The sequence below is a fragment of the Microbacterium croceum genome (genome assembly GCF_023091245.1).
GTDB lineage: Bacteria > Actinomycetota > Actinomycetes > Actinomycetales > Microbacteriaceae > Microbacterium > Microbacterium croceum.
Map to the genome: position 1 here is coordinate 1,716,460 of NZ_JAHWXN010000001.1, position 18,323 is coordinate 1,734,782.

Annotated in this window: 17 protein-coding genes; 10 read left to right on the top strand and 7 right to left on the bottom strand. The window is 69.4% G+C overall.

Going from position 1 to position 18,323, the window contains the following annotated elements; all coding sequences use genetic code 11:
* Window positions 1-36: 36 nt before the first annotated feature.
* From KZC51_RS08095 to KZC51_RS08105, 3 genes are all read left to right on the top strand, one after another.
* On the top strand, window positions 37-474 hold the full coding sequence (locus KZC51_RS08095) for an Lrp/AsnC family transcriptional regulator (RefSeq protein ID WP_247629485.1): 438 nt from the start codon (window positions 37-39) through the stop codon (window positions 472-474).
* Window positions 475-773: 299 nt separating this feature from the next.
* Window positions 774-2,333, top strand: coding sequence for an HNH endonuclease signature motif containing protein (locus tag KZC51_RS08100; RefSeq protein ID WP_247629486.1), 1,560 nt, complete (start codon window positions 774-776; stop codon window positions 2,331-2,333).
* Between the two features lie 208 nt (window positions 2,334-2,541).
* Window positions 2,542-3,981 carry an aldehyde dehydrogenase family protein gene (locus tag KZC51_RS08105; RefSeq protein WP_247629487.1) on the top strand — a complete coding sequence of 480 codons (1,440 nt, stop codon included), beginning with the start codon at window positions 2,542-2,544 and terminating at the stop codon, window positions 3,979-3,981.
* A 92-nt stretch (window positions 3,982-4,073) separates the two neighbouring features.
* Here KZC51_RS08105 and KZC51_RS08110 read toward each other — a convergent pair whose 3' ends face one another.
* Both KZC51_RS08110 and KZC51_RS08115 read right to left on the bottom strand, forming a co-directional pair.
* On the bottom strand, window positions 4,074-4,913 hold the full coding sequence (locus tag KZC51_RS08110; protein ID WP_247629488.1) for a molybdenum cofactor biosynthesis F family protein: 840 nt from the start codon (window positions 4,911-4,913) through the stop codon (window positions 4,074-4,076).
* Window positions 4,914-4,989: 76 nt separating this feature from the next.
* Window positions 4,990-6,444: an APC family permease gene (locus tag KZC51_RS08115; RefSeq protein ID WP_247629489.1), complete on the bottom strand. Its 1,455-nt coding sequence runs from the start codon at window positions 6,442-6,444 to the stop codon at window positions 4,990-4,992.
* Window positions 6,445-6,621: 177 nt separating this feature from the next.
* Between KZC51_RS08115 and KZC51_RS08120 the strand changes: the two genes are divergently transcribed.
* Both KZC51_RS08120 and KZC51_RS08125 read left to right on the top strand, forming a co-directional pair.
* Window positions 6,622-7,452 carry an SDR family NAD(P)-dependent oxidoreductase gene (locus KZC51_RS08120; protein WP_247629490.1) on the top strand — a complete coding sequence of 277 codons (831 nt, stop codon included), beginning with the start codon at window positions 6,622-6,624 and terminating at the stop codon, window positions 7,450-7,452.
* 58 nt (window positions 7,453-7,510) lie between these two features.
* Window positions 7,511-8,326 (top strand): SDR family NAD(P)-dependent oxidoreductase, encoded by an 816-nt coding sequence (locus tag KZC51_RS08125; protein WP_247629491.1) that lies wholly within the window; start codon window positions 7,511-7,513, stop codon window positions 8,324-8,326.
* Between the two features lie 9 nt (window positions 8,327-8,335).
* Here KZC51_RS08125 and KZC51_RS08130 read toward each other — a convergent pair whose 3' ends face one another.
* Window positions 8,336-8,986 (bottom strand): HAD-IA family hydrolase, encoded by a 651-nt coding sequence (locus tag KZC51_RS08130; RefSeq protein WP_247629492.1) that lies wholly within the window; start codon window positions 8,984-8,986, stop codon window positions 8,336-8,338.
* A gap of 193 nt (window positions 8,987-9,179) precedes the next feature.
* Window positions 9,180-10,136 (bottom strand): AraC-like ligand-binding domain-containing protein, encoded by a 957-nt coding sequence (locus KZC51_RS08135; protein WP_247629493.1) that lies wholly within the window; start codon window positions 10,134-10,136, stop codon window positions 9,180-9,182.
* Window positions 10,137-10,252: 116 nt separating this feature from the next.
* Between KZC51_RS08135 and KZC51_RS08140 the strand changes: the two genes are divergently transcribed.
* Entirely contained in the window at window positions 10,253-11,368 is a 1,116-nt protein-coding gene (locus tag KZC51_RS08140) for a DUF998 domain-containing protein (protein ID WP_247629494.1), read from the top strand.
* Between the two features lie 28 nt (window positions 11,369-11,396).
* Here the strand turns inward: KZC51_RS08140 and KZC51_RS08145 are convergent, their stop codons facing one another.
* Window positions 11,397-12,257: a MurR/RpiR family transcriptional regulator gene (locus KZC51_RS08145; RefSeq protein ID WP_247629495.1), complete on the bottom strand. Its 861-nt coding sequence runs from the start codon at window positions 12,255-12,257 to the stop codon at window positions 11,397-11,399.
* 130 nt (window positions 12,258-12,387) lie between these two features.
* Here KZC51_RS08145 and KZC51_RS08150 point away from each other — a divergent pair, with 130 nt between their 5' ends.
* Both KZC51_RS08150 and murQ read left to right on the top strand, forming a co-directional pair.
* A complete protein-coding gene (locus tag KZC51_RS08150; protein ID WP_247629496.1) occupies window positions 12,388-13,293 on the top strand; it encodes an N-acetylglucosamine kinase in 906 nt (301 codons plus the stop codon).
* Complete coding sequence (gene murQ, locus KZC51_RS08155; RefSeq protein ID WP_247629497.1) at window positions 13,283-14,233, top strand: N-acetylmuramic acid 6-phosphate etherase; 951 nt, start codon at window positions 13,283-13,285, stop codon at window positions 14,231-14,233. The genes KZC51_RS08150 and murQ overlap by 11 nt, the downstream gene beginning before the upstream one ends.
* Before the next feature lie 16 nt (window positions 14,234-14,249).
* Here murQ and KZC51_RS08160 read toward each other — a convergent pair whose 3' ends face one another.
* Both KZC51_RS08160 and KZC51_RS08165 read right to left on the bottom strand, forming a co-directional pair.
* Window positions 14,250-16,241, bottom strand: coding sequence for a primary-amine oxidase (locus KZC51_RS08160; protein ID WP_247629498.1), 1,992 nt, complete (start codon window positions 16,239-16,241; stop codon window positions 14,250-14,252).
* A 128-nt stretch (window positions 16,242-16,369) separates the two neighbouring features.
* On the bottom strand, window positions 16,370-16,954 hold the full coding sequence (locus KZC51_RS08165; RefSeq protein ID WP_247629499.1) for a TetR/AcrR family transcriptional regulator: 585 nt from the start codon (window positions 16,952-16,954) through the stop codon (window positions 16,370-16,372).
* Between the two features lie 89 nt (window positions 16,955-17,043).
* Here KZC51_RS08165 and KZC51_RS08170 point away from each other — a divergent pair, with 89 nt between their 5' ends.
* Window positions 17,044-17,565, top strand: a complete 522-nt coding sequence (locus KZC51_RS08170; RefSeq protein ID WP_247629500.1) for a hypothetical protein — start codon at window positions 17,044-17,046, stop codon at window positions 17,563-17,565.
* Between the two features lie 39 nt (window positions 17,566-17,604).
* Window positions 17,605-18,270, top strand: coding sequence for an SDR family oxidoreductase (locus KZC51_RS08175; protein ID WP_247629501.1), 666 nt, complete (start codon window positions 17,605-17,607; stop codon window positions 18,268-18,270).
* Window positions 18,271-18,323 lie beyond the last annotated feature (53 nt).

Here is an 18,323-nt window from a genome sequence, read left to right on the forward strand (position 1 = left end):
AGTGTCAGACTTCAGTGACAGAACGAGGGGGTTGCCATGGCGGTGCTGGACGAGGTCGACCACGCGATCCTCGAGGAGTTGCGCCGCGATGCGCGCGCCTCGATGACCGCGATCGCGGATGCTGTGCACATCTCGCGCGCCGGCGCGCACGCGCGCATCAAGAGGCTCACGGATGCCGGGGTCATCACCGGGTACTCGGTGCGTACGGATCCCGTGCTGCTCGGTCACCACGCCAGCGCCTACGTGACCCTCGCGATCGAACAGGCGACATGGCAGGACGTGAGCGCCCGGCTACGCGCCATCCCCGAGATCGAGCACATGGCATTGGTCGGAGGGGACTACGACGTGATCCTGCTGGTGCGCGCCAGCGACGCCCGCGACCTGCGCCGCATCGTGCTGGAAGACATCCAGGCCATCCCGTCGATCCGTTCGACCCGCACGATCCTGATCTTCGAGGACTTCACCCGGGCGTGAGGGTGTTGCGCTGTTGCGTTGGTGCCGAGTGCGCGGGTTGTTGCCGAGTGCACGGGTTGTGGCCGCGGATAAGCCGTGCACTCGGACGGATGCCGTGCATTCGGGGCTCTCGTGTGACAGGTTCGCGTGTCGGGTGGGTGGCTTGCAGGTGTCTGTCCGGGTCCTGTGGAGAGTCAGGTTCCGGGCGGCCCTGTGGAGAGGGAGTGAGCCAGGATCATATTCCGGAATACTCCTCTGATCTGGGGTGTTCTGCTTATTCGCGAGGGCGGAATGTCGGTGGCTGTCGGTTGAATGGGGGTATGAACCACCCCGTGGATGTGCTCGATCAGGTCGTGAGCGACCTGGACGGGGTGCTGCGTCCGGACACGGTGGCGGGGTTGTCGGATGCGGAGAAGCTGGAGTTGTTGCGCGCGGCGGGTGACGTGGTGCGGCGGGTGGAGGCGCTGGTGGTGGAGACGGTGGCGTCGGTGCCGGCACGACCGGCGGGGTCGGGTGATCCGGCGTTCTGCGGACAGTTCGGGTGCCGCAGCATGAGCGAGCTGTTGCAGCGGGTGCTGCGCACGGATGCGGCGGGTGCGGGGCGGGTGGTCAAGGCCGCCCGGCTGGTGCGCCGCGAGGTCGATATCAGTTCCGGGGGCTGGTTGCCGGCGTTGTGGCCGCAGTTGCGGGCGGCGTTGGTGGACGGGGCGGTCGGGATCACCGGGCTGTTGGCGGCGACAGGGCCGATCGAGCAGGCGCGCGGGCATGTCCCGGCGGCGGACCGACTGCGGGCGGATGCGGAGCTCGCGGCATGGGCGCGCGGGCTCGCCCACACTGAGCCCGGCGCCGACGCCGACGCCGACGCCGACGCCGACGCCGATGCCGTGTCGGATGCGCATGCAGACGGTCCGGACGCCGGGCCGGTGGCGACGCCGGAGGATCTGCGGATCCTCGCGCAACGGATCGTGATGTTCCTCGATCCGGACGGGGCGGAGCCGGTGGAGGAGATCGCGATGCGGGGGCGTGGGGTGATCCTGGGTCGGGCGAAGAACGGGCTGATTCCGATCCGCGGAGACCTGTTGCCGGTGACGGCGGGGCAGTTGCAGCGGATCTGGGACGCGTATCTGAACCCGAAAGTCGACGGGCCTCCCTTGCCGGGGGTCCGGTTCGTGCCGTCTGACGACGAGGATGCCGGGGACATGCAGGGTGCGCGGGACAGGGCGGATCGGGATGGTGGTGTGTTGCCGTCCGGGGATCCGGGTGGGCAGGTCGACACCCGCTCGCGGGCGCAGAGGCAGCACGACGCGTTGGCGGCGATGCTCGGCATCGCCGCCCGTCATGACGAGACACCGAAACTCGGTGGGGCCGCGCCGACACTGGTCGTGTCCGTGACCGCGGAGGACTACGCCACCGGGCACGGGTGGGCACACATCGACGGGGTCGACACGCCGACCACGATCGGCGCCGCCCGGCACACCGCGTGCGGAGGCACGATCCAACGGGTGCTGTTCGACCCCGAAGGTCGCATCATCGGCATCGGGAACACGGACCGCATCTTCACCACCCACCAACGGCGGGCGATCGCCCTCCGCGACACGGAATGCCTGATCCCCGGGTGCCATGTTCCGGCGTCGTGGTGCGAGATCCATCACGTGCAGGAACACTCCCGCGGCGGACCGACGCACACCGATAACGGTGTCACGTTGTGCTGGCACCACCACCGCACCCTGGACTCGTCCGGGTGGGAGATCCGCATGGACAACGGTCTCCCCGTCGTCCGCGGACCCACCTGGTGGGACCCCCACCGACGATGGCGCACACCACGACCATCGTCGACCTTCACGCGTAGGACCCGGCAGCCCACCGTACTCAGACGGTAGGGGTGCAGCGAGTGGGCACGCCTCAGACCCTGGGCGAGCGCGGCGTCCGGACAACCGCGGGCCGTGAGTTGCTGCGTGCTGGAGCATCCCTTCGCACTGGGACATCTGCGGCGCGCTCCTCGACAAGTGCGGGGGAAGGGTGCGATCGAGAATGAGAAGAAGACCAGTCTCTTCCCGCTGGCCGCACCCCGCTCGAAGGAGAGTCCCGATGTCCGAATCCGCCGCCTCCGCAGCTGCTGCGCTGCTCGACCGCATCCAGGCGCCGCAGGGCGCCGGACGTGAAATCCCGGATGCCGCGACGCGAGAGGTCATCGGTCGCGCGCCGGTGCACTCCGTCGCCGAGCTCGACGACGCCATCGCTCGCGCGAAGGCCGCGCAGCCCGCGTGGGAGGCGCTGGGCCATGCGAAGCGGATCGAGCTGCTGCTCGCCGTCGCCGATGCGATCGATGCGAATGCCGAGGGGCTCGCCTACCTCCTCTCGCGCGAACAGGGCAAGCCCCTGAACGGTCCGAATGCGCGGTTCGAGCTCGGCGCCTGCTCCGCCTGGCTGCGCACGAACGCCGCCACCGTGCTGGAGTCGCAGGTGCTTGTCGATGATGAGACCCTGCACGCCGAGCTCGTCTACAAGGCCGCCGGTGTCGTCGGTGCGATCGGTCCGTGGAACTGGCCGCTCATGATCACCATCTGGCAGATCGGTCCCTCGCTGCGGATGGGCAACACGGTCGTCGCGAAGCCCAGCGAGTACACGCCGTTGAGCGTGCTGGCCCTGCTCGCGGTGATGAACGAGCATCTGCCCGCCGACGTGCTGATCGGCATCTCGGGGGACCGCGAAGTCGGCGCTCGTCTGGCGGCGCACCCCGACATCGACAAGATCATGTTCACCGGATCGACCGCCACCGGGCGTCGCATCGTCGAGAGCTCCGCCGGCAACCTCGCCCGCCTCACGCTGGAGCTGGGCGGTAACGACGCGGGCATCGTGCTTCCCGGCACCGACGTCGCCGCCATCGCCCAGGACCTGTTCTGGGGAGCTTTCATCAACACCGGGCAGACCTGCGCCGCGCTCAAGCGTCTCTACGTGCACGACTCCGTGTACGACGAGGTCGTCGACGCGCTCGCGGAGATCGCGGCATCCGTTCCGATCGGCAATGGCCTCGACGAGGACAATGTGCTCGGGCCGCTGCAGAACCGCGCGCAGTTCGACATCGTCAGTCGCCTGGTCGACGACGCCAAGAGCCGCGGCGCGCGCATCGCGACCGGTGGCGAAGCCGCTCCCGAATTGGGTGAGCTGTTCTACCGTCCGACGATCGTCGCCGATATCGAGAACGACGCGGCCCTGGTGCAGGAGGAGCAGTTCGGTCCCGCGCTGCCCGTGATCCGCTACAGCGATGTCGATGAGGCGTTCGCGCTCGCGAACGCAGTCGACGTGGGCCTCGGCGCCTCGGTGTGGTCGAGCGACCCCGAGGCAGCGCGGGATGCGGCATCGCGCATGCAGTCCGGAACGGTGTGGATCAACTCGCACGGCGGCCTGCACCCGATGGTGCCGTTCGGCGGAGTGAAGAGCTCCGGGTACGGTTTGGAGTTCGGCGTCGAGGGGCTCAAGTCGGTCGCGGTCACCCAGGTCATCTCCGGTCCTGGCCGGAAGGCCTGACACCGCATCACGAACCTCCGACAGAAACCCCGCCTGCGAGTGCAGGCGGGGTTCTTTCGTGAGACAGCTCCGGGTGGAACGGCGTCGGCGCGTCAGGCGTCCCCGAACGTGGCGGGCTCGAGCTCCGGCGTGTGCAGTGTCGTCGAGAGCAGCCGCCCGTGCGCACCGAATGTGAAGTGCGTGGGCACCTCGCCGGTTTCGTCGAGCCCGAACAGCACACCGTGCGAGCGGATCGCGTTCACGTCGCGGTGGTCGGCGATCGTCACCGAGGCGCAGGGGATGACCTTCTCGCGCCACGCGAAGATGTAGATTCCGGGGCGCACCTCCCACACGCTGTTCTCATCGGTGTCGGCCAGGCCTCGCTCCGGCCCTGCCAGGCACTGCCACGAATACCAGCGTGGAGACAGGTACACGTGCTCGTAGGCGTGCTCGGCGCTGTAGACCCACTCGACGCGCCGCCCGATGAGCGTGGTGGCAGGCGCTGCCTCCCTGCCGGACACCTCGGCGCCCTCGATCACGCTCGGCGCGAAGACGTGCTGCACGCGGGTACGGCCCTTCTCCGGGGCGGGCAGGATGATCGAGAGGATCGCCAGTGCGCGTCCGTGGCGCAGGTCGACCACGAGCGAGACGGCTTCGTTCGGCAGGTAGCGGTGGTGGAACTGCACGAAGTACAGGTCCTCGTCGACCTCGAAGGCCTCGTAGTCGTCGGTGTCGGCGGCGGCCCCCGTCGGATCCTCGGCGCCGGGCTGATACTCCCAGGCGACCGTCGTGTCGGAGAAGCGGTGCACGATCCGTGTGCCTCTGGCGTCGACGACCGCGATCTCGCGACCGCTGAGCGCGGTGCTGTGCGGTGCCTTGTTGGCGTCGAAGCCGGGCGCGAGGCCCTCGAGTGGGAGCCAGGTGGACGTGTCGGCGGGGTTCAGCGTGGTCATGCGTGGTTCCTTCGGTCGGAGAAGACGGAGAGGTCGGAGAAGACGGAGAGGTCGGCGGGGTGGGATGCGGGGAGCGTCAGCGGTTGCTGAACTGCTCCAGGTCGGAGGAGAGACCTTCGTACACGGCCGGCTTCGCGCGCTGCAGGTAGACGCCGTAGACGATGCCGCCGATCACGGCCAGCACGAGCAGCAGCGGCATCAACCGGATCGCGAGCTCTTCGGACCCGGCGACGATGTTGAAGTTCACGATCGCGAGTACCGAGATCGCGGCGATGCCGAGGAAGCCGATGCCCGGCGCGATGAATGTGCTCCACCAGCGCGGGTCATGGGCACGGCGGAAGTGGACGACGATCGAGATAGCGGCCAGCCCCTGCAGGATCAGCACGCTCAAGGTGCCGAAGCCGAGCATGGCGGGCACAAGCGTCACGATCGGGTCGGCACCGGCGATCGCGAAGATGATCGCGACGATGCCGGCGAACGACGCCTGTACGATCCCGGCGAGCTGCGGGGCGCCGTTGGACCGGGTGCGGGCGAGTGACTGGGGCAGGATCCGTGCCCGTCCGAGCGAGTAGAGGTAGCGGGTGGCCGAGTTGTGGAACGCCAGCATCGCGGCGAACAGGCTCACCAGGAGCAGCACCATCATCACGGTCGTGAGCGGTCCGCCCAGGTACTGCTGAGAGAGCGTGAAGATCAGATCGCCCGTGGGCAGGTGTTCGAGCGCGGTCGCCTGCGCCTGCGCCACCCCGGTCGCGCTCACCACCGCCCAGGTCGTGACGCCGAGGATGATGCCGATCGCGATGATCGAGGTGTAGGTCGCCCGTGGGATCGTGCGCAGCGGCTGCTTGGCCTCTTCGCTGAACAGCGCGGTCGCCTCGAATCCGAGGAATCCGGTCGCCGCGAGGAGCAGTCCGATGGGGAGGGAGCCCGAGAACACGGCCTCAGGACTGAACGCGCCCAGGTCGTAGCCGGTCTGTACGAGCACCGAGACGTCGAACACGACCAGCATGAGCACTTCGAGCACGAGGCAGACCCCCAGCACCTTCGAGCTGAAGTCGACGCCGACGCGGGCCAGCACGAAGCACACGATGATCGAGAGCAGACCCCAGACGAGCCAGTGCACGTCGAGGCCGGTGAGGTCGCGGATGATCGTCTGCATGAAGAAGCCGCTGGTACCGATCGTGCCGACCACGAAGAAGTTGTAGCCGAGCGTGGCGATGAGCCCGGCGATCAGTCCGCCGGTGCGGCCGAGTCCCTTCACGACGAAGGCGTAGAACCCTCCGGCATTCACCAGCTGCTTCGACATCTGCGCGTAGCCGACCGCGAACAGCAGCAGGATCGCCGCGACCAGGAAGAACGACATCGGAGTGCCGCCGCCGTTGCCCAGCGCGATCGCGAGCGACGCCACGACGACGATGCCCGTCAGCGGTGCGACCGCCGCCAGCACGAGGAAGACGATGCCGGCGACGCCGAGGGCGCCCGGCCGGAGGGAAGTGTGGTTCTGCGTCGCGGACGCAGCTGTCGGGTCTGCCACGGCGGCTCCTTTGCTCGGTGACGGCCGTGCGTGCACGGCATCGACGACGAGGGGGATCGTCGATAGAGCGAGTCTGCTCGTGCCGGGGTGACCGCGCTTGACCCTGAGCGAAAGACGATGGTGTCAGCGCGCACAGCCCGCATGTGCCCGCTCGCCGCGGCCGGACCGAGGAGCAGGATGACGGAGAAGACACCGCCGTCCTCCCCACGCGTCATTCCGGCGCGGGCGTGGCGGTCGAAGGACACGATGGACCTCCACCTCACCGGTACGACCGCCCTCCTCACGGGCGCCGCCAGCGGCATCGGCCGGGCGACCGCGCTCGCGCTCGCCGCAGAGGGGGTACGTGTCGCACTGCTGGATCGGGATGCGCCGGCGCTGGAGCAGACGGCTGCGGCCGTGCGCGCACAGGGCGGTGCTGACGTGCTGCCGTTCGTCGTCGACCTCACCGCCGAAGAGGATGTGCAGGGCGCCGTCGATGCCGCGATCGCCGAGCTCGGGCACCTGGACGCCGTGGTGTGCTGCGCGGGGATCTCCGGGCCGGTCGGCCGGGGGATCGAGCAGACCGCGCTCGCCGAGTGGAACGCCGTGTTCGCGGTGAACGTCACCGCCGCGTTCCTCGTGCTCCGGCAGGCGCTTCCGGCCCTGCGTGCGGCAGCCTCGGCATCCGTGGTGCTGCTCTCCAGCGACTCGGCGTTCGTCGCCTCACCGGGCATGGCACCTTATGCCGCATCGAAGGCCGCGCTGGTGCAGTTCGCCCGCGCACTGTCGGTCGACCTCGGCGGTACCGGCATCAGGGTGAACACCGTGGCCCCATCGATCGTCGACACCCCGATGAGCCGCGGAGACCTCGGCGCCGAGGCATTCGACGCACCCGCGTTCCCCGTGCAGTCGGCGGACGAGGTCGCCGCGCACGTGGTCTACCTGGTGTCCCCACGCAGCCGGGCGATCTCCGGCACCACGCTCCTCAGCGACTTCGGATTCAGCGCGCGATCCGGATTCCCGGCCTAGCCGACAACGACCCCCTCGACCCCCGCGCAGACGCGGAAGAACAATACAAGGAGCAGACATGGGACTTGCGGTCGGATCGACGGTCTCCGGACGCGTCATCGTCATCACCGGAGGAGGCACGGGCATCGGCGCCGCTATCGCCGAGCGCTACGCGTCAGAGGGCGCGCACGTCGTGGTGGTCGGTCGGCGACCGGAGCCGTTGCAGGCCGTCGAGCGCGCCGTGGGCGCGCACCCTGTCGTCGCGGATGCGGCTGACTCGGCATCCGCGAAAGCCGCCGTCGCCGAGGTGCTGGCGACTTTCGGGCGCATCGACGTGCTCGTCGCCAACGCCGGAGGGCACGGCTTCTCGCCGGTCGCCGACACCGACGATGCGGGATGGGACGCCGCGATCCGTGCGAACCTCACGACAGCCTTCGTCATGGCCAGGGAGTCGCTGCCCGCGCTGCTCGAGTCCAAGGGGCAGATCGTGATCGTGTCGTCGCTCGCCGGGCTGTTCGCCGGCCCCTCGGTCGCGGGCTATACGGTCGGCAAGCACGCCCTGATCGGACTCACCCGCACGCTCGCGCGGGACTACGGCCGCCACGGGGTCCGCGTGAACGCGGTCTGCCCCGGCTGGGTGCAGACGCCGATGGCCGATGAGGAGATGGACGAGTTCGCCTCGCACGCCGGGCTCGACTCGCGCGAGGAGGCCTACGCGACGGTCACCGCAGATGTGCCGCTGCGGCGTCCGGCACGTCCGGCCGAGATCGCCTCGGTGGTGCGCTTCCTGGGGTCGGGGGAGTCGTCGTACGTCACCGGGGCAGTGATCGTGGCAGATGGCGGATCGCACGTCGTGGATGTGCCGACCATCGCCTTCGACCACGCCGGGATGTAGTGGCGTGGCTCAGCCGATCGCGAGTGCGAACCCGTCGCTGCGGGGAACCACGGCGACCTGCGTGAGGTCGTCCACGCGGTAGGTCGGGTTGTGCGCACCGGCGTGCGGTCCGACCCCGAGCACCCGCATGCCCGCAGCGAGGCCCGCCTGGATGCCGGCGCCCGAGTCCTCGAACACCACGCAGTCGGCGGGGTCGACGCCGAGCAGCTGCGCCCCGAGCAGGAACCCCTCCGGGTCTGGCTTCGACGCCGACACGTTCTCGGCCGTGACGGTGATGCCGGGCACGGCGAGACCGGCCGCCTGCATACGTGCGGTCATCAGCGCCACGTTCGCCGAGGTGACGATCGCGTGCGGGAAGGGCTGCAGTGCGTCGAGCACCGCGCCGGCCCCCGGGATCGTCACGACACCGTCGACGTCGCTCGCCTCGGTGGCCAGCATGAGGTCGTTTTCGCGCAGATTGATGGCGTGATCGCGTTCAGGGAGCATGATCGCCATGCTCTGGTGCCCCTGGCGTCCGTGGACCACGCTCAGCACGGTCGCCGGGTCGATCCCGTGCGGCTCGGCCCACGCCAGCCAGAGCCGCTCGACCACGGCAGTCGAGTCGACGAGTGTGCCGTCCATGTCGAGCAGGACGGCGCGGGCATTGATGGTCTGGGTCACCTCCTCAGGCTAACCCGCATGGATGCGGCGTCACGTCGCACGACATGCAGGAGAAGTCGCGGCATGCAGGACCATCCTCGGGAGATTGGTCCCGCAGGCCGCGCGTTCTCCTGCATCTGGCGCGCGTGGTCGAGCCGCGTCACGACAGCCGGTGATGCCCCCGTGGGACGGCGATCTCAGCGCGATGGTGATGTCAGCGGGCGGCGCGGTACTCGCTGGGGGAGACCCCGAACGCCGACTTGAAGGCGCGGCTGAAGTGTGCGGCATCGACGAAGCCCCAGCGTGCGGCGATCGCCGCGACGGGCCGATCGGCGAGCATGGGGTCGAGCAGATCGCGGCGGCACCGCTCCAGTCGCCGCGTGCGGATCCAGGTCGACACCGTCACACCCTGCTCCTGGAAGAGGCCGTGCAGGTGCCTCGTCGAGATGAAGTGCGCGGAGGCGATCGACGCGGGGCCGAGGTCGGTCGACGCGAGATTGCGATCGATGTAGGCGCGGATGCGCTGCACGAGGGCGCGGTGCGGATCGCCCGAGACCTCGTCGAGTCCGAGTTCGCGGGTGAACACGGTCGTCACCAGATCGAGCGCGCTGTGGGCGAGTCGTGCGCCAGTGGTGCCGGCGAGCTGATCGAGATTGCCGGCCAGCTGCGTGAGATACGGCACGACCATGCCGCCGAGGCCTTCGTGGCCCGAGATGCGCACCGCGGTGAGCTGGCCGATCATGTCGGAGGGCAGGCTGATCAGGTGCTTCGGGAACATCACGACCATGGTGCGGAAGTCCTCGTCGAACACGAGGGAATAGGGGCGGTCGGTGTCGTAGACGGCGAGATCGCCGGCCTGCAGCACGGCCTCGCGGTCGTCCTGGATCAGCAGCCCGGTGCCGGCGAGCATCAGGCTCACCTTGAAGTACGAGCGGTCGCCGCGGGCGATGAGCTCGGGGGTGCGCTCGACGACGTGGGAGGTCGCCCGCACCTCTGTCACGTGGACCTCGTCGACCGATGCGCCGCGGATCACTCCGCGGAAATGGTCGGGCCCGCCGCTGGACACCTGCAGCGGCACGAAGGACTCGGAGACAGCGGCACGGAACTCACTGATGTTGCGGGCGACAAGAGTGGATACCGATTCGGCGGGGGCAGCGGGTGCACCGTTCATGACTGATCACCTCGGGATGGTGGAACGACGACGTTGTATACGATCCGTTCCGCGATGGTATCACCGGGGGCGTCCGAGCGGGGCGACTTCTAGGATGTGGATCGGAAGGGTGGGCCATGAGAGCTTTCGGGGAGTGGGCCAGGCAGGTGCTGCGGCAGCTGCGGGGACCGGAGACGGCGGATGCCGTGTTCGAGGCGACCGCGCTGATCGTGGGCGCTGCATTCCTGGTGATCGGCGTGGCGATCGGCTGGCCGGTGTTCTGGGGTCATGAGATGGCGATCAGCGGCAGCGGATCCATCGGCGCCTTCGCGGCCTACGGGGGAGCAGTCACTGCCGCGGTCGCGTTCGTGCTCGGACGTTGGGCCGTGCGTCCCGAGGAGCGCGCTCCGGATGCCGTGCGCGATGGCTTCAGCGTGCCGGGCGACCGCCTGCGCTGGTACGACCTCGCGGCGATCGCATTCGCGCATGCCGCGATCGCGTACCTCGGCTGGCTCGGCGTCGCCAAGCTCCTCGAGAGCAGCTTCACGGATGCGCCGGTCTACCCGTTCCCCGGTGCGGTGCTGGTCGGGGTGGCCTTTGCGCTCACGGCCTACGTGTCATTCCTCAGCAGCGTCGCGCTCACGCCGATGGTGCTCTCACTCGTGCTCGCCGTGTTCCTCGTGGTCGGTGCCTTCGCGAGCATGCTCGCCTCGAACGATCCGCACTGGTGGCGCGACAACCTGTCGGCGCTCGGGATGAGCTCGAACAGCGCCTCGCTCGCCTTCAACGCCACCCTCGTCATCGCCGGAGTGATGGTCACGACGATCGCGCGCTATGCCACGGCGGGGCTCCCGGCCACCGCACCCGACGACCGCCGCGGTCGCTTCATCGTGCGCGGAGGTCTGATCCTGATGGGGATCTTCCTGGCCTGCGTCGGCATCTTCCCCGTGGACGAGTTCTTCCTGGTGCACAACACGGTCGCCACCGGGATGACCGTGGTGTTCGCCGTGGTCGTGATCGGACTGCCGTGGTTCGTGCGCACGATCCCACGGGTGTTCGTGGTGTTCGGCTGGGCGTACGTGCTGGTCATCATCCTGCTCGCCGCCTTCTTCGCCGTCGGCTACTACAACCTCACGGCGGTCGAGCTGATCGCGGCGATCCTGATCTTCAGCTGGATCATCGTGTTCCTCCGCACTGCAGGTTCGGTCGCATCACGGCCGGTGGGGGAGCGCGAGCAGAAGGCCATCGCCTGATCGGGAGGCGACGGCACCGGGCGACGGCTCAGTCGCGGCGGAGCGCCTGAGCGGCATCGGCCGTGCGCTGCAGGGCATGCACGGTGTGCGCGTGACGCTGCTGCGCAACCCCGACGAAGAGGCAGTCGACCAGGGCGAGCTGCGCGATCCGGCTGACCATGGCGCCGGCGCGGAAGCGCGATTCGCGCGCGTGGGTGAACAGCACGTGGTCGGCGACCGCTGCGAGTGCGGAGTCCGCCGCACTCGTGACACCGATCGTGGTCGTGCCTGCTGAACGCGCTGTCTGCAGGAACTGCACGGTCTCACTGGTCGTCCCCGAGTTCGAGAAGCCGATCGCGACCGTCTTCTTGGCGCCCAGTGCGGCGGCTGCACTGGCCTCATGGGCGTCGGAGAGCACGATCGCTGTGCGTCCGATCCGGAGCAGCTTGTGACCCAGATCGTCGGCGACCAGCCGGCTTGCACCGACACCGAACAGCAGGATCCGGTTCGCGTGGTCGATGGCCTCCACCGCGGTGGCAAGTACCCCGTAGTCGAGGTTGGCGACGGTCTCCTCGATCGCGAGCAGTTCGAGAGCCGCGACCTTTCCGACCGCTTCCCTGAGTGAGTCGCCCACCGCGATCTCCGAACCGAACCCGGACGGCGCACTGAACTGCACGGATTCGCGACCGAGCTCGGTGGCGAGGGCCATGCGCAGCGCCGCGTACCCGCGTAGGCCGATCGCCCGGCAGAAGCGCACGACCGACGCGACCGAGGTGTCGCACAGCGCGGCCAACTCGGAGATGGTGCTCTCGACCGCGGTCGTCGGGTTGTCGCGGATCACCCGGGCGATCCGCGCGAGCGAAGGGGGGAGAGTCTCGGCTGCGTTCGCTATGGTCGTCTGGACGCTCATACCTCTCCTTGTGATCTCGCGCAGGGCGTCTTGCGTTCCGCATCCGTGCGCACTTCTGATGGCAGCGGCCAAGACACCGGCTGGATGGACAATTGTTTCATGGATGCGCGGCGATGCGTAGACTATTTACATGAGTTCTCCGCACCGGGTCGTCGCGATCGACCTCGGCAAATCCCGTTGCCGCGTCGCCGTCGATGGTACGCGTCATGACGGCGTCGGTGCGCCCGGCCTGGCGGCGACCGGGGGAATCGCCGCGGCGCTCGCGGCGATCCGCCCCCTGCTCGACCGCATCGACGGTGACATCCCGCTGCTCGGCATCGGCGCCGCGGGTGCCTGGGCGGCACCGTCTGCGGCGCAGGAGCTCGCCGCCGCGCTCGCCGCATCGACCGGCGCCAGGGTCGCCGTCGCCTCCGATGTCGTGACCGCGCACGCCGGTGCGCTCGACGGTGGCGAAGGCGTGCTGCTCATCGCCGGTACGGGAGCCGCTGCCCTCGGCGTCGACGCGGACGGCGTGCGACTGGTCGACGGGTGGGGCCCGGAGCTCGGAGACTTCGGCAGCGGGTCGTGGCTCGGACGCGAGGCGTTGCGCGCTGTGCTGCGCCACTCCGCCGGCCTGTCTTCCGATACAGTGCTCACCGCGGCGATCGCGGACCGCGTCGGCGTCGCCTCCGAGGTTCCCGCCTGGCTCGCGCAGCCCGAACCTCTTGCCCGTCGCCTGGCGACGCTTGCGCCGCTCGTACTGGATGCCGCGGCAGACGGTGACCCGGTCGCCGGCGAGATCGCCACGGAAGCCGCGCGTCTGCTCGCCGCCTCCGCCGTCGCCGCCTCGTCGCGCACACTCGAGGTGGTGCTGCACGGCGGACTCACCGACCACGACTGGTTCCGTTCCGTCCTCGTCGCCGCACTTCAGGCGGCACCATCCGATTCGGCGCCGCGCCGTAGCGTACCTGCCGCCGGCGACGCGCTGGAGGGTGCATCGCTCCTCGCGCGCCGCACCGACCTCCCCCACGAAAGGTACGTGCACCGTGCTGAATGATGATGCGCTGAATGATGACACCCGCCTGACCGCTCTCCTCTCCGTGCTCGAAGGACTCGGTACGGAGGCATCGACCACCGAGCGCGGCGACCTCGATCTGTTCGGCACCGTCGAGCTGGTGCAGCGGATGAACGCGGAAGACGCGCGCGTCCCGCTGGCCGTCGCCGAGCGCACCGCTGAGATCGCGGCCGCAGTCGACGGCATCACCGCGCGCTTCCGTCGGGGCGGGCGGCTGATCTACATCGGCGCAGGTACCGCCGGCCGTATCGGCGTGCTCGATGCGAGCGAGTGCCCTCCGACCTTCGGCACCGATCCCTCGATGGTGATCGGGCTGATCGCGGGCGGTGAGACCGCCATCCGCTCTGCCGTCGAGAACGCCGAGGACGACGCAGACGCGGCCGAGGCCTCGCTGCGCGAACTCGCGCTCGCCGAGTGCGACACGGTCGTGGGGATCTCGGCATCAGGCCGCACGCCCTACGTCGTCGGCGGACTCGACTACGCGCGCAGCGTCGGCGCCCTGACGGTCGCGATCGCCTCGAACGCGGACTCCGCGATCGGTGCGGCGGCCGAGATCGCGATCGAGGTCGTCACGGGTCCCGAGTTCATCTCCGGGTCGACCCGCCTGAAGTCCGGCACCGCGCAGAAGCTCGTGGTCAACATGCTGACCACGCTCTCGATGATCAAGCTCGGCAAGACCTATCGCGGAGTGATGGTCGACCTGCAGGCGACGAACGAGAAGCTGCACGCGCGGTCGATCCGCACGGTCGCGCAGCTCGCGGGCGTCGGGGTCGACGAGGCCGCTGATGCACTGGCATCCGCCCGGGGATCGGTCAAGCTCGCCGTGCTGATGCTGGCGACCGGCGCGACGGCGGACGCGTCGGCATCCGCTCTCGCCGACGCCGACGGCATCCTGCGCGACGCGATCACCGCGCTGTCCTGAGCGCTTGCACCTGCGGTCAGTGGCCGCAGGCGCAGGTGCTCCCTCCGCCGCAGCATCCGTCTGACGTCGCGGATGCATGCGCCTGTGAGGACTCGGGGACGTCCATCGCGGGGTTCTGGTCGAGGAAGCCGTAGGGCTTGAACCAGAAGCCGGCGTAGTCGACGGGCATGATCGGCCAGTCCTCCGGGCGAGGGAAATGCGTGAGGCCGAAGGTGTGCCACAGCACGATGTCCTCGCCGTCGATCGACCGGTCGCCCGCGGTGTACTCGGGCAGGCCTGCGCCGCCTTGATGGGCGTTGGGGTAGCGTCCGGCCGGCCAGATCTGTCCCTGTTCGTGCTTCGTCGCCCAGAGGTGCTTGGTGGCGAACGCCGCGCGTGCAGCGACAGAGGAGGCCGGGTCGGCCATGAGCAGTGCGGTCGGCTCCGGTACCAGGTGGTAGGCGGTCGGGCGGCCGACGCGGTTGGTGCGCGAGGCGCTCTGCACCTCCCAGACACGCGCCACCGCGCTGTCGGCTTCGCGCTGCGCCTCCGACTCCGTGGCGAGGGTGGTCTCCGACCAGGTGAACGCGTTGCCGAACGGGTTGTCCGGGCCCATCGGCACGCGCTGGGCGTCGACCTCGACCAGGCGGTTGTCCTCGCCGTCGATCGCGACGTCGAGACGTGCGCAGAAGAGGTGCTGGTGCACGGGGGCGAAGACGCCGGGGGCGAGTTCGGTCGCGTGCTTCTGGCGGACACCCGGTTCTCCGGCGGCGGCGAACACGATGCCGGTGGCCTTCGCGACGACCTCGATCGATCCGTCCAGGTAGAAGTGCCAGTAGAAGCCGTAGTCGTAGTTGCCGATCGTGGAGAAGTACGACACCACGAAGCGGCGCGAGCGGCGCACATCGGCGCGTCCGGCCAGATCGGTGTGCTTCCAGAGGATGCCGTAGTCCTCCTCGTGCATGCAGATCACGTTGGGGATGCGCACCGGGTGGCCGTGGTCGTCGGCGACGTAGCCGTCGAGGTAGCGGATGACGCCCAGGCAGTCGCAGCCGAGCTCCAGGTGGTTGGCGTTCTTGCCCAGCAGGTATTCGCCGGCGTCGAAGTAGCTGATCCAGAAGCGGCCGGGGGCGGTGTCGCCGTAGGGAACGACCATCTCGGGCACGCTCGCGCGGCTCAGCACCGAGCGTCCGCCGAACGAGACGTCGTGCAGCACCAGGCCTTCGCGAGCGTTGAAGTCGACGCGCATCGACCAGCCCTCCCATTCCACGAGCGAGCCGGTGACGGCGAAGCTCGGACCCTCGGGCTGCGTGATCTCGATGGGCTTGAGGGTGGTGCGCGCCGCACCCTGGACTTCGGGGTAGTAGTTGCCGTGGCCGGCGGGAACCGGCACGTCGCCGTGATCCTCGACGCGGATCACGGCGTTCGCGGTGAGGTCGATGTGCACGATCAGACCCTCGACCGGGTGTGCCCACGGGGAGTCGTTCTCGTCGTACTTCAGGAACGTGAGTGAGCGGATGACGCGCCTCCCGACCTCATCGGCACGACCCGTGTAGCCGGGGGCGAGGGGGCCGCAGAACGCGAGCGCCATGTGCTCCTCGAGTCCGCGCCGTCGCATCGCGGCCTGCCATTCGGGCGAGGCCTTCGCGATGGTCTCGGCGCGCTCGTACTCCTCGAACAGGTACTGCGGCTGTCCGTACGGAGGGGCGTCGTTGGGCACGCGCTCGGTGCGGACGACTTCACCGCGGGAGATCGAGACGATGACCTCGGTGGCAACACCGGTGGCGGTGTCGAGCAGGGTCGCATCGATGCGGCGGTCGATCGGGGAGCCCGGCTGCCACGCGGCGAGCTCGTCTTTGGTCGGCTCATCGGGGAGCAGCATCGGTACGCGCACCGTCTCGGTGAGCAGGCCGGCGGCATCGAGCACCGCGCGGGCTGTCGCGATCTCGGCGCCGGTCAACGGGTCGAGCGGATGCGGGACCGCGATCTTATCGATCGACACGGGCTGCGGTGAGTGGTGGGACATCATCGACCTCACTGTTTTCGAGCGGGCGCTCAATAAAATTGGTTGGCACGATGGTACGACGGAACGACCGGGGTCACAAGAGCCGGATCGCGCCCCCGCGACGACGCGCGGTGGCGCGAGAAGGTGTGCTGTCAGACGCGCCAGGGGGCGAGGATGCCGTCGAGGACGGCGAGGTGCGCGACTGCGGGCTGCGGCTCCGTGACCTCGACCACCTGCTGTCCGTAGGTGATCGCGCGCAGCAGCGCCATCACGGCATCCTGTGGAGTATCGGGGCGGAGCTCGCCGTCGGTCACGGCCTCTTCGAGTGCCTCGCGGATGCTGTCCTGCCAGGTGGCGACGGTGGGTGCGCCGGCATCCGGTGTCGCGGCGAGGGTGGCGACGCGGCCCCAGAATCCGACGACGACGCGGGCTTCGGAGCGGGTGCGCTCATCGATGGGGAGGACTTCGCGCATGAGCGCGTGCAGGCGGGGGAGGCCGCGCAGTCCGACGGTGGCCTCGGCGATGCGGGCGTCGGTGCGACGGGTGACCTCGGCGGCGGCGGCGCGCACCACGTCGTCGAACCCGTCGAAGTAGTGCCACAGTGAGCCGGTGGCGACGCCGAGCTCCTTCGCGACCGCACGCGAAGACACGCTCTCGTGCCCGTCACGGGCCGCGACGGCGAGCAGCGCCTCGGCGATCTGCCGGCGCCGCTCATCATGGTCCACGATGCGGGGCATCTGCCCATCTTGTCGCATCCGCTCGGTGTGGCCGGTGCTTCTGAGGAATGTCTACCTATTTTGAGCGATTGATCAATATAATCCGATCCATGGGTGATCCCGCAGCGATGACGCTGATGGTCGCGAGTGCGATCATCACGGTCGCATGCTGCCTCGCGGCCGGACGCTCTGTGCCGTGGCAGGGGCGCCAGTCGGTGATCGTCATGGCGCTCGCGATGATCGGCATGGTCGTCGCGGACGGCGATCCGCGCATCTCTCTGCTCGCAGGAGTCGCACTGCTCGTCTCAGCGATGCTCGGCACGGCCGGGCTGCGCGGCGCGACCGCCGTGCGCGCGTGCTGCCACCGTGCGCTGGGATCGCTCGTGATGGCGGTGTGCGCGTTCGCAGGGGTTGCTCACGGGGCGGAGCCGGTCGAGGTCATGTCCGCACACGGCGCGCATCTGGGCACCGACGCCGTGGCCGTCGCCGCGACCGTCGGGGTGGCGCTGCTGCTGGCCTGGACCGTCGCCGACCGGCTCCGCCCGCACCCGCAGCGCGCTGCCGCTCGCCTGCTCGCCGTCGAGTCGTGGGCGATGACCGCGGGCGTGGTCGTGATGTGGGCGGGGCACTGATCCGAGACCCGGGACCGCCGTCTCCGGTACCGTGGCCGCATGCCCCTCGCTCTGATCACCGGTGCCGGGCGCGCCGACAGCATCGCCGCCGGCATCGTTCCTCGTCTGCGGGCGGCCGGCTGGACCGTCGTCACCAGCGACCTGCGCGACGCCGACCACCCGGCCGACCTCTCCACTCCCGACGGCCCGGAAGAGCTGATCGCCGCGGTGAACCGGGAGCACGGGACCATCTCGGCGCTGATCCTGAGTCACGCGCACGACGTGGAGTCCGGCATCCTCGACACCACGGCCGAGAGCTTCGACCTGCACGTCGCGGTGAACGCCCGCGCGAGCCTGCTGCTCATCGCGGCGTTCGCGCGGCAGGCGGGCGACGACGGCGGCGTGATCCTGGCGCTCACCAGCGACCACGTCACGGGCAACCTGCCGTACGGGGCCTCCAAGGGCGCGCTCGACCGGCTCGTGATCTCGGCGGCGCGCGAGCTCGGCCCGCGGGGGATCTCGGCGAACGTGCTCAATCCCGGTCCGATCGACACCGGCTGGATGGACGACGAGACGCGCACCGGCCTCGGCGACATGACCCCGCTCGGGCGTCTCGGCCGCCCCGCCGACGTGGCTGCGGTCGTGGAGTTCCTGGTCTCCGACGAGGGCCGGTGGATCTCGGGGCAGCTGCTCAAGAGCGACGGCGCGTTCTCAGCGCAGTACTGATCGGATTCGTCGAGAGTGATGCTCGGCTGAGGAACGCCTCGGTGGGGCACTCT

What these genes read in the sequence shown, in the direction of transcription:
- KZC51_RS08125 (WP_247629491.1), top strand. Translation starts at nt 7,511, where the DNA reads ATGGGACTTGCGGTCGGATCGACGGTCTCCGGACGCGTCATCGTCATC.
- KZC51_RS08165 (WP_247629499.1), bottom strand. Translation starts at nt 16,954, where the DNA reads ATGCCCCGCATCGTGGACCATGATGAGCGGCGCCGGCAGATCGCCGAG.
- KZC51_RS08145 (WP_247629495.1), bottom strand. Translation starts at nt 12,257, where the DNA reads ATGAGCGTCCAGACGACCATAGCGAACGCAGCCGAGACTCTCCCCCCT.
- KZC51_RS08175 (WP_247629501.1), top strand. Translation starts at nt 17,605, where the DNA reads ATGCCCCTCGCTCTGATCACCGGTGCCGGGCGCGCCGACAGCATCGCC.
- KZC51_RS08120 (WP_247629490.1), top strand. Translation starts at nt 6,622, where the DNA reads ATGACGGAGAAGACACCGCCGTCCTCCCCACGCGTCATTCCGGCGCGG.
- KZC51_RS08140 (WP_247629494.1), top strand. Translation starts at nt 10,253, where the DNA reads ATGAGAGCTTTCGGGGAGTGGGCCAGGCAGGTGCTGCGGCAGCTGCGG.
- KZC51_RS08095 (WP_247629485.1), top strand. Translation starts at nt 37, where the DNA reads ATGGCGGTGCTGGACGAGGTCGACCACGCGATCCTCGAGGAGTTGCGC.
- KZC51_RS08110 (WP_247629488.1), bottom strand. Translation starts at nt 4,913, where the DNA reads ATGACCACGCTGAACCCCGCCGACACGTCCACCTGGCTCCCACTCGAG.
- KZC51_RS08100 (WP_247629486.1), top strand. Translation starts at nt 774, where the DNA reads ATGAACCACCCCGTGGATGTGCTCGATCAGGTCGTGAGCGACCTGGAC.
- KZC51_RS08105 (WP_247629487.1), top strand. Translation starts at nt 2,542, where the DNA reads ATGTCCGAATCCGCCGCCTCCGCAGCTGCTGCGCTGCTCGACCGCATC.
- KZC51_RS08135 (WP_247629493.1), bottom strand. Translation starts at nt 10,136, where the DNA reads ATGAACGGTGCACCCGCTGCCCCCGCCGAATCGGTATCCACTCTTGTC.
- KZC51_RS08170 (WP_247629500.1), top strand. Translation starts at nt 17,044, where the DNA reads ATGGGTGATCCCGCAGCGATGACGCTGATGGTCGCGAGTGCGATCATC.
- KZC51_RS08150 (WP_247629496.1), top strand. Translation starts at nt 12,388, where the DNA reads ATGAGTTCTCCGCACCGGGTCGTCGCGATCGACCTCGGCAAATCCCGT.
- KZC51_RS08160 (WP_247629498.1), bottom strand. Translation starts at nt 16,241, where the DNA reads ATGATGTCCCACCACTCACCGCAGCCCGTGTCGATCGATAAGATCGCG.